At 72.8% G+C, this 7,610-nt stretch carries 7 protein-coding genes and 1 tRNA gene; 4 read left to right on the top strand and 4 right to left on the bottom strand.

All coding sequences use genetic code 11. The features are described 5' to 3' along the window. Window positions 1-225 precede the first annotated feature (225 nt). Both EAD98_RS30245 and EAD98_RS30240 read left to right on the top strand, forming a co-directional pair. Window positions 226-1,425 carry a DUF1015 family protein gene (locus EAD98_RS30245; protein WP_121657354.1) on the top strand — a complete coding sequence of 400 codons (1,200 nt, stop codon included), beginning with the start codon at window positions 226-228 and terminating at the stop codon, window positions 1,423-1,425. An 88-nt stretch (window positions 1,426-1,513) separates the two neighbouring features. After that, window positions 1,514-1,981, top strand: a complete 468-nt coding sequence (locus tag EAD98_RS30240) for a ribose-5-phosphate isomerase (protein ID WP_121657353.1) — start codon at window positions 1,514-1,516, stop codon at window positions 1,979-1,981. Window positions 1,982-1,994: 13 nt separating this feature from the next. Here EAD98_RS30240 and EAD98_RS30235 read toward each other — a convergent pair whose 3' ends face one another. Next, window positions 1,995-2,336 (bottom strand): hypothetical protein, encoded by a 342-nt coding sequence (locus EAD98_RS30235; protein WP_121657352.1) that lies wholly within the window; start codon window positions 2,334-2,336, stop codon window positions 1,995-1,997. A 138-nt stretch (window positions 2,337-2,474) separates the two neighbouring features. Here EAD98_RS30235 and EAD98_RS30230 point away from each other — a divergent pair, with 138 nt between their 5' ends. Next, window positions 2,475-3,020 carry a hypothetical protein gene (locus EAD98_RS30230; RefSeq protein WP_121657351.1) on the top strand — a complete coding sequence of 182 codons (546 nt, stop codon included), beginning with the start codon at window positions 2,475-2,477 and terminating at the stop codon, window positions 3,018-3,020. A gap of 186 nt (window positions 3,021-3,206) precedes the next feature. Here the strand turns inward: EAD98_RS30230 and EAD98_RS30225 are convergent, their stop codons facing one another. Continuing rightward, window positions 3,207-3,473 carry a hypothetical protein gene (locus EAD98_RS30225; protein WP_121657350.1) on the bottom strand — a complete coding sequence of 89 codons (267 nt, stop codon included), beginning with the start codon at window positions 3,471-3,473 and terminating at the stop codon, window positions 3,207-3,209. A gap of 231 nt (window positions 3,474-3,704) precedes the next feature. Beyond that, the gene (locus EAD98_RS30220; protein ID WP_121657349.1) at window positions 3,705-5,855 is read right to left on the bottom strand and encodes a M14 family zinc carboxypeptidase; all 2,151 of its coding nucleotides are present in this window, start codon (window positions 5,853-5,855) and stop codon (window positions 3,705-3,707) included. A 346-nt stretch (window positions 5,856-6,201) separates the two neighbouring features. Between EAD98_RS30220 and EAD98_RS30785 the strand changes: the two genes are divergently transcribed. Continuing rightward, window positions 6,202-7,134 (top strand): hypothetical protein, encoded by a 933-nt coding sequence (locus tag EAD98_RS30785; protein ID WP_147457532.1) that lies wholly within the window; start codon window positions 6,202-6,204, stop codon window positions 7,132-7,134. A gap of 121 nt (window positions 7,135-7,255) precedes the next feature. Here EAD98_RS30785 and EAD98_RS30210 read toward each other — a convergent pair. Then, window positions 7,256-7,329: transfer RNA gene (locus tag EAD98_RS30210), tRNA-Gly, on the bottom strand. Window positions 7,330-7,610 lie beyond the last annotated feature (281 nt).

Here is a 7,610-nt window from a genome sequence, read left to right as displayed (position 1 = left end):
AACCGCGTCCCGTGCCCGGGCCGCCCGCGGCGCCCCGCCGCAACGCGACCACCGGGCCCGCCGTGACCGGCCGTCGGGGCAACGGCGGGTCGGCCGTCGCCGGCCGGCACCGCCGGGGCACGTCCGGCCGCGCCGGCTGACCGCACCCGGCCTGGTGCTTTCATCTGGTGGACGCCGTGCGGGTCCCCGCTGTCCGCGGCGCCGTCGCCGGTAGCGTCAGCGGACATGACGGTCGTACATCCGATCGCCCGGGCCTGGATCACCACCGGCGGCACCGGCGCGCAGAACTACGACGAGTTCGCCGACGACGCGGAGATCACCGCGATCATCGAGGCGAACCCGCACAGTGCCCTCGGCATCGAGATGCCGCACCGGGCGCCGGAGAGCCGGGGGAAGTCGTTCCTCGACGCGCTGCCGGACGCGGTGGCCCGGCTCGCCGAGGCGAAGGCCGACGGCAGCTACACCCCCGCCGAGCAGGTGGTGGTGCTCTACCGGATCAGCGCGCCGGACGACGAGCCGGCGTACGGCCTGTTCGCGATGGTGGACACCGACCAGATCTCCACCCGGGCCGACGAGCCCGGCCTGGTCATCCGCAACGAGGACGTCTTCATCGCCAAGGTGCGTGAGCGGGTGGCGTTGGCCGACGCGCTCGGTCACCTGCTCTCGCCCGTACTCCTGCTCCAGACGGGGCGCGGCGACGAGCTGCACGCCGCGCTCGCGGCGGCGACCGAGACGGCCGGCGCGCCCGCCGCCGCGGACACCGACCAGGCGGGGCGCACGCACGCCATCTGGCTGCTCGGCCCCGGCCCGGAACAGGACGAGCTGACCGGCCTCGCCGGTGGCGGCGACCTGGTCGTCGCCGACGGCAACCACCGCAGCCTGGCCGCCCAGACCGGTGGGCTGCCGCGCTTCCTGGCCGTGGTCACCACGCCCGCCTCGGTGGCCATCCAGCCGTACAACCGGCTGGTCAGCGAGCTGACCACCACGCCGGACGAGCTGCTGGACCGGCTGCGCGCGGCGGGCGCAGAGATCGAGCCGCTCGACGGACCGGTCGAGGTCCCGGAGGCCGGCGGCACCGTCCACCTCCGGCTGCCCGGTCAGGGGTACGCGGTGCGCCTGCCCGGCAACGCCGACGGTCGCCTGGAGAACCTCGACCACGCCCTGGTCGAGCGGCTGCTGCTGCGCGACGCGCTGGGCCTGGACCCGGGCGACAAGCGGATCACCTACGTGGGTGGTGACTACCCGGCGCGCTGGCTCACCGGGGAGGTCGACGCCGGGCGGGCCGAGCTGGCGATCCTGATCGCGCCGGTGACCGTCGCGGACTTCGTGGCGGTGAACCTGGCCCGCGAGAAGATGCCACGAAAGAGCACCTGGTTCACCCCGAAGGCACGTGGCGGTCTGGTGGTCGCCGAACTGCCCCGCTGAGCGGCCGGTCGCACGGCCGTGTGACGAACCCGGCTCGGGGACGCCGCCCCTGCGGCGTCCCCGACGGCGGCCTGACAGACTGCCCCGTATGCGCGTCTACCTGGGATCCGATCACGCCGGTTTCGAGTTGAAGGTGCACCTGGCCAACCATCTGGCCAAGCAGGGGTACGACGTGGTCGACGTCGGCCCGCACAGCTACGACCCGGACGACGACTACCCGACGTTCTGCCTGCACACGGGGGACCGGGTGGTGGCCGACGAGACCAGCCTCGGCGTGGTCATCGGCGGGTCCGGCAACGGTGAGCAGATCGCCGCAAACAAGGTCGCCGGGGTGCGCGCCGCACTGGCCTGGAACGTCGAGACCGCGCAGCTGTCCCGCCAGCACAACGACGCGAACGTCGTCGCGGTCGGCGCCCGCCAGCACACCCTGGACGAGGCCACGGCCATCGTCGAGGCGTTCCTGAACACCCCGTTCTCCGGTAACGAGCGGCACGCCCGCCGGATCGCCCAGGTGGCCGCGTACGAGCAGACCCGGCAACTGCCCGACCTGCCCTGACCCGGCCGGGCGGTCAGCGCGGCGAGCGGGGCAGCTCCTCGCGGGGCACCCAGTTGCGCCGGACGACCACCACCCGGGCCTCCGCCTCGGCCAGGTCGTCGTCGGTGGGCCGGGCCCCGTCTCGGGCGCGCAGCGCGGCGCTGAGCCCCACCTGCGACGAGCCGGAGCCGACCAGCCCGCGCAGACCGCGCTCGCCGTCGCGCTCGTCGTTGGCCGGGCCGCGACGGCGGGGCGGTGGGTCGGTGCCGTCGTGCACGCCCGCGGTGCTGGCCGTCGGCCCGTCGGCCCCCTGCCCGGCCGGCTCGGAGTCGGGGTGGTGGCGCAGCCGCCGTCGTCGTCGGTCCGGGTCGCCCATCAGCCGACCGTACCTCGTCCGGTGTGGGATTCGGCACCGTCGTCCCGGGCCGCGTCGGACGGGCTCAGCGACCGATTTGCCGGGTGGCTACCCTCGGATTCAGGCGGCGGTGGTGTCGCCGGTCAGGGGGAGGACGAGATGGCAGACCAGACGCAGCCGTGGGCGGAGCGGACCGTGGAGGTGCCACCGCAGGCCGGCGTCGGGGTGCCGCCGCAGCGGGACGGTTTCCGCCGGGGCGTGGCGCCGGTGGGTGAGCCGCGTACCCCACGGACCGAGCCGTTCCCGACCGTCGAGCACGCCCCGACCGGCACCGGCTGGCCGGGCGGAACGGAGCCGCGCCGCCCGCTGAGCTGGCGTCTGGCGCAGCTGCGTCGCGGCGGCGAGTGGAGCGCCGCGGCCGGGCTCTTCGCCTTCGTGTGCTGGGGGATCTGGGCGCTCTCCGGTCAGGGCGACCTGACCGGCCCGCTGCTGGTGCTGGTGCTCAGCCTGCTGGTGGCGATCGGTCTGTTCGCGCTGGCCCGGCTGGTCGGCAGGGTGGTGCTGGAGCGCCAGCTCGGGCGGGTGCGGCGCAGCGCGCGGGGGGCGCACCTGGCGACCGCGGTGTTCCTCGCCGGCCTTGGCGTGGCGTGGCTGCAGCAGACCGAGTGGGTCGTCTCGGCCTGGAACTGGATCACCTCGAACTGATCCGGGCACGCCCGGGCGGGCCGGCGCGAACGCCGCCCGCCCGCGCGTCCGGTCGCGGCACCCCGCGACGCCGGTCGTCTCCCCACCAGGCAGGGCCGCTGCTTACCCGGCCGGCCACGGTTCATCCGTGGCCGGCCGATCCGACTGACGTGACGGCGGGACCCGCTCGACCCGACCGTGCGGCGGTCAGTGCGTGCCGCCGTGCCCCTCGGCGTCGGCACGCGGCGAGGCGACCCGGGCGGCCGGATCCTCGACGCCGGGCTCGCCGCCGTCCGGGGCGACCATCCCGTCGTAGTTGTAGACCGGTCGGCCGTCGTCGTGCTGCTTGGTGGTCTTGATGTAGCGGTGCATCATGCCGTCGATCTCCACCTCGACGAGGGCGTCGCCGCCGGTGTCGTGGGTGCTGCCGTCGCGGGGGCCGCCGGTCAGGTGTGCGGTGCTGTTCGTGTCCATGTACAAGCCCCTACCCGGTGGCCACCGACCGGAAACGGGCGAAATGTCTCCGTCGCTCACGGGTGAGAGGCCTCGGGCGGTCGCCCGTCCGGTGCCGGCCGGGCCGGAAGCGTTGTCCCCGGCTGGCGGTCGGCCCGGCTGGCGGTCGGCCCGGCTGGCGGTCGGCCCGGCTGGCGGTCGGCCCGGCTGGCGGTGCCGCGCCCGTGACCCGGGCGCGGCACCGCCGGACGGTCATCCGGCGTCGGACTGGGCGGCCGCGTAGTCCCGCGCCACCCGGACCATCTCGACCAGGCCACCGGCGTACTCCTGGGACTCGCCGTGTGCCTCGTCGAACGGCGGCTGGAAGCCGACGCCCTCCCACTCGCCGGTGGTCGCGTTCCACCGGTCGTTGCCGACCTCGAAGTCCCAGGCGAAGATGCCCAGCTCGTAGTAGAGCTGGTCGGCGGAGTTGCCGGCGGCCGAGTAGAGCACGTCGGCGACGGGACCGGTCTGCGACGGCCAGGTGACCGTGCCCCGCTCCTGCGCGATGGCGCCGACGATGCGCCGCGCGCTGTCCAGGAACATCTTCGACTCGTCGATCGACGGCCGGGGCAGGGTGATCCGCCCGTCGGCCTTGTACGCCCCCGGCGGCCACATGAAGTACCCGCCGTAGGAGTGCACGTTCATCGCGAACTTGATGTTCGGGTGGGCCTCGGCGAGCGCGATGACGTTGCGGCTCTCCGCCTCGGACAGCTCCGCGGTGCCCGCGTAGTTGCCCGACAGGCAGTTGGCGCTGGCGCCCACGTACCCGTCGAAGTAGGACCCGACGGTGTAGTTCCGGTTCAGGTCGACGCCCCACGAGGTGCGGTTGCGCGGGTCCCGGGCCGGCCCGGTGCAGTGGTTGACCAGGTTCTTGCGCTGGAAGTTGTAGTCGTTGAACGAGTAGTTCGCGCCATCCGGGTTCACCGTCGGAATGACGAACACGTCGACCTGCTCCAGCAGCTCGCGGGTGGCCGGATCGGTGCGCGCGTTGGCCAGCATCCGCTCGGCGAACTCCAGCGTCACCAGCGGCGTCGCCCACTCGCGGGCGTGCTCCTGGGAGTACGCCAGCACCCCGACGCGGGAGCCGTCCCGGTGCACACCGAGGCGCAGCGCCTGGACCGTCCACGGCTTCGCCGGCACCTCGGTGCCCTGGAGCCCGTCGTCGAGCCGGGCGGGGCCGGCGACCGGCATCGGCAGGCCGGCCGAGCCGTCCTCGACGGTGGCCCGGAACCGGTTCGGTTGGCGGGCGTTGATCGCCGCCGCGACCTCGTCGGTGGTGCTCACCGTCTTGCCGGCGGTGTCGGTGGCGAGCGAGATCGTGAGGACGCGGTCGCGGTAGGCGACGGTCAGCGGCCGGTTCCGCCGGCCCGGGTCGACCGTCCGCACCTGCACACCGTTCATGCCCTGGTCACCGAAGCGGACCGACTCGACCACCACGGCGGCCACCGCTGGATCGCCCAGGTACGCGACCGCGTTGCGCCGGTACCCCTGGGTGCGGTTCGGCAGGTCGATGACGTCGACCAGGTCCCGGTACTGCCGGGCCAGCCGCTTGATCCGCGCCTGGATGTCCACCGGCGTCAGGTACGCGTCGATGAAGTCCTTCTGGTAGCCGGCCGGCAGCGGCGGCGGGGTGGCGTTCGGCCAGAGGGCCGGCGTGACCGCTCGGCTGACGCCGCCGAGGCTGGAGGTGGCGGTCAGCTGGACCGGTCGGTTCGGCACCGGCTGGGGAAGCGCGTAGTGGTACTGGTACTCGCCGGAGTCCTCGAACCGGGACAGCGGGAAGGACCCGGTGGCGCCGTCGGCCGTCCGCCAGCTGACGGTGATCTCCACGTCCGGGTCGTCGGTGGCGGTGGTGGCCACCTGGGCCTGCAGGAACGTCTGCCCGCTCGTGGTCCACCAGTACGCCTGCTGCACCTGGAGGGTGTCCACGGCCGCGGCGGCGGCCGTGGACCGTTTCCCTACGGCGGGAGCGCGCAGCCCCGCGGCGGTGCGGGCCTGAGCCGCGCGGACGCTATCGACGTAGTGCCGCTCGCCGTCCCCGGCCCGCTGCACGATCTGCACGGCGGTCGCGCCCTGCGCGGTCAGGTCGGCGAGTTGGGTGCCGGTCAGCACCAGGTCGGCGAGGATCCGCCCGTCCCGGGCCCGGGGTCGGTTGGCCAGATCGGCGCCGGTCGCGACCAGGCGGTCGAGCTGGGCCTGATCGCGTAGCTGCATCCGGACCAGGGCGGTCTCGGAGGCGCTCAGGGTGATCGGTGCGGCCGGAGCGGCGGGTGCCGCTGTGCCCGGACCGGGATGGGACAGCACCGCGCTGACCAGGATCGCTGTGGTGGCGGCAGCTGTCCACCGTCGTCGGACGATCATGTGCCCTCCTGACGGACGTCAATGGGTCTGGTGCTTACACCAGTCCATAGATCGACAGCTGTCAAGAGATGATCGGTAAGTGCCGGATGCGGGTGCCGCTCCGGACCGCTGAGGACGAGGATGTCGCCTGTCGCCTGTTGCCTCGTTGATCTACCAGCACGCCACCAGCGAACGGGACCGCGGAATCGCCTCGGCTATGGATCGGCGGAGTGCCCGGCAGGCCCGCCGCAAGGACGGCCGGCGCAGCTGGTCAGCGGCAACCAGTAGTCTGCTCGCCCATCGACCGCGACCGCGACCGCGGCTGCGGCTTCGGCTTCGGCTTCGGCTTCGAAGAATGGTGATAGGCGTGACTCCACTACCGGTAGATCTCCAGCTGAACGTGGACGGATCGGCTGGCGACCTGAGTGAGGTGGCGTACGAGTGGCTGGAGGGGTTGTCGGCGCGGTTGCTGCCCGACGAGCGGCACGAGCTTGCACCCCTCCCCGCCCGTGTTACGAAGGGACCGGGGGAGCCGGGTTCCCTCTTCGGCGTGCTGGCGATATCGCGCGGGGGGATCACCGCACCTGCGAAGACGGCCGAGCGTAACTGCTCCGCTTCTGGGCTCGCCTGGCTGAGAAAGGAACTAGGCGACCTTCCGGAGATGGCGATCCTTGAAATCGGCGTCTTCGACGAGATGGGGCACCGGGGCAAGCGGCTTCTGTCGCTCGTTGTTCGCCGCCATCCGGTCTCGCCTCAATGGCTTCGGCTGTCGGTGCTGGAAAGTGACGAGCGGCTCGACGGATCGGCCGAAAGCCTTAGGTTGCAGCAGGGATGGCTAAAGACGCTTCGCGCTTACGCGGAGAAGTGGGATCCGGGGTTCGGCCACATCTCCTATGGCCACGGACCCGGCGCGACAACGCTGGAGGACCGCCTGCCGGCCCGGAACTACCCTCCGGAGCAGCGTGAGCCCAAGCACACGGTTAACGAGTGCCGGCGGCACCTGCGGGGATACTCGTGGTTGACGATCGCCCCGAAGGAGTTGGCGGCGCAGCTCGGCGGCCAGGTGGCGATGACGGAGACAGGTGCATTCCGCCGGGTGGACGTCTTGGCCGGTGGCGCACTGTGGCTTCAGGCCACGGAGCGGTTCGAGGAGTTTCACGACGATGCCGTGACGCGCGTCTTCGACGCCCTCGCCCCGGTGCTGCGGCCGGGCCTGCCCGTCGAGATCCCCCGGTATCCGGGCAAGCCCCCTCATCTGCTGGTCTTCGAGGACGCGGCCGAACGTGTCGGGAAGCGGTAGGGCGCTCGTAGTGGTGAGCGCCGGAGCGAGGCGTAGTGGCCCACGGATGGCCCGCAAGATCAGAGCGGGCGAATGGCCGACGGGCCCGGGGATGCAGCCTCTGACCTGGGGCCGAGACCGTTGGAGCGGGCGACGGGAATCGAACCCGCACCGTCAGTTTGGAAGACTGAAGCTCTACCATTGAGCTACGCCCGCGCGCACCCCGCCACAGCGGGACGCAGCCGACAGCGTACCCAATCTCCGTGTCGCCCGCGCAGCCGCCACCGCCGGACGCCGCCGCGCGCGGCGCCGCCCGTGCGCCGCGTCACCGCCGCCCGTGCGCCGCCAACTCCTTCGGGGCGATCGTCAACCACGAGTATCCCCGCAGGTGCCGCCGGCACTCGTTCACCGTGTGCTTGGGCTCACGCTGCTCCGGAGGGTAGTTCCGGGCCGGCAGGCGGTCCTCCAGCGTTGTCGCGCCGGGTCCGTGGCCATAG

Origin of the sequence: Micromonospora sp. CV4 (assembly GCF_003667455.1) — a bacterium.
Classification (GTDB): Bacteria; Actinomycetota; Actinomycetes; order Mycobacteriales; family Micromonosporaceae; genus Micromonospora.
Note: the sequence above shows the minus strand (reverse complement) of the source record. Positions and strands in the feature narration are given on the sequence as shown.

Coding starts and splice junctions, on each gene's coding strand:
- EAD98_RS30245 (WP_121657354.1), top strand. CDS start 226: ATGACGGTCGTACATCCGATCGCCCGGGCCTGGATCACCACCGGCGGC.
- EAD98_RS30240 (WP_121657353.1), top strand. CDS start 1,514: ATGCGCGTCTACCTGGGATCCGATCACGCCGGTTTCGAGTTGAAGGTG.
- EAD98_RS30235 (WP_121657352.1), bottom strand. CDS start 2,336: ATGGGCGACCCGGACCGACGACGACGGCGGCTGCGCCACCACCCCGAC.
- EAD98_RS30230 (WP_121657351.1), top strand. CDS start 2,475: ATGGCAGACCAGACGCAGCCGTGGGCGGAGCGGACCGTGGAGGTGCCA.
- EAD98_RS30225 (WP_121657350.1), bottom strand. CDS start 3,473: ATGGACACGAACAGCACCGCACACCTGACCGGCGGCCCCCGCGACGGC.
- EAD98_RS30220 (WP_121657349.1), bottom strand. CDS start 5,855: ATGATCGTCCGACGACGGTGGACAGCTGCCGCCACCACAGCGATCCTG.